The 1,706-nt window shown below is 70.8% G+C and carries 1 protein-coding gene and 1 pseudogene; both read left to right on the plus strand.

Annotation, left to right across the window (positions count from 1 at the left end):
* A pseudogene (locus H3O04_RS35230) lies at positions 1-552 on the plus strand (ribonuclease E/G); the annotation flags it as partial.
* Positions 553-683: 131 nt separating this feature from the next.
* Positions 684-1,706 (plus strand): GTP 3',8-cyclase MoaA (gene moaA / locus H3O04_RS35235; protein WP_202589504.1); only part of this gene is annotated, 1,023 nt, incomplete at its 3' end.

The raw sequence follows: 1,706 nt of genomic DNA on the forward strand, positions 1-1,706 counted from the left end.
GTCGAAGCGCAGCCGGCACCGGCACGCGTCGAAGCGGCTCCGGCCGCCCCGGTCGAGCCCGCCGTCGCCGTCCAGGCAGCAGAACCGGCACCGGTTGCACCGGTGGTCGCGGAAGCGGGCCCGGCTCCGGTCGCGGTGTCGCCGACCGACGCGTTCGAAGTGCCGGCAACCGTGCCGGCCGCTGTCGAGGCGCCGCAAGCCGCGCCGGTCGAGCAAGCCGCTCCGGCCGCCGTGGCGATCGAAACCGCGCCGGTGGCAATCGAACCGGCACCGGTCGAAGCCGCACCGGCCGAGGCCGTCGCTGCACCGGCCCCGGTACCGACGCCGGCTCCCGCCCCCGCACAACCGGCAGCCGCGCCCGCTTCGGCGAGCCTGGATGTCGTGCTGGAGCAGGCCGGTCTCGTCTGGGTGAACACGGACGCCGACAAGTTCGCGGCCGCGCAGGAAGCCGCATCGCGGCTCCCGCGCCCGGCCCGCGTGCCGCGCGAACGCAAGGTGCTGCCGCCGGCCGATACGGCCCCGATGCAGCAGGTCGAAACGACGCACCACTGAACGGCGCATCGCACGACCAGGAAAAGCCCGCCTCCGGCGGGCTTTTTCATGTCCGCGCTGCGGGTTTCCGCCCACCGGCCCCGCCGGCCGGTTGCGGCTAAAATAGCAGTCTGGTTCGCACTTCTTCCAACATGTCCCGACGCATCATTCCTCTCGCCGACGTCAGCGGGATGCCGGACGTCTCCGGCGTCGCGCATGCCCCCGACGGCACGCTGGCCGACACGTTCGCCAGGCCGCTGCGCGACCTGCGCATTTCGGTGACGGACCGCTGCAACTTCCGTTGCGTGTACTGCATGCCGCGCGCGGTGTTCGACAAGGACTACCCGTTCCTGCCGCACAGCGCGCTGCTCACGCACGAGGAAATCGAGCGCGTGGCGCGGCTCTTCGTCGCGCACGGCGTCGAGAAGATCCGCATCACGGGCGGTGAACCGTTGCTGCGCAAGAACCTCGAATTCCTGATCGAGCGCCTCGCGCGCCTGACGACGCACGCCGGCCGCCCGCTCGACCTGACACTGACGACCAACGGCTCGCTGCTCGCACGCAAGGCGCGCGCGCTGAAGGACGCCGGGCTCACGCGCGTCACGGTCAGCCTCGATGCGCTCGACGACGCGCTGTTCAAGCGCATGAACGATGCCGAGTTCGCGAGCGCCGACGTGCTCGACGGCATCTTCGCCGCACAGGCCGCGGGCCTCGCGCCGGTCAAGGTCAACATGGTCGTGAAGCGCGGCACCAACGACAGCGAGATCCTGCCGATGGCCGAGCGCTTCCGCGGCACCGGCGTGATCCTGCGTTTCATCGAATACATGGACGTCGGCACGTCGAACGGCTGGAACATGACCGAGGTACTGCCGTCGGCGGACGTCGTCGCACGTATCGCCGAACATTTCCCGCTCGTGCCGCTCGAGCCGCACACGGCGGCCGAAACCGCGCAGCGCTGGGGCTATGCGGACGGCAGCGGCGAGATCGGCGTGATCTCGAGCGTCACGCAGGCCTTCTGCGGCGACTGCACGCGCGCGCGGCTGTCGACCGAAGGCAAGCTGTACCTGTGCCTGTTCGCGTCGACCGGCCACGACCTGCGCGCACTTGTGCGCGGCGGCGCGAGCGATGCCGAGATCGCGACCGCGATCGCCCGCATCTGGCAGGTGCGCACCGAC

Origin of the sequence: Burkholderia sp. KCJ3K979 (assembly GCF_016759955.1) — a bacterium.
Taxonomy (GTDB): Bacteria; Pseudomonadota; Gammaproteobacteria; order Burkholderiales; family Burkholderiaceae; genus Burkholderia; species Burkholderia orbicola.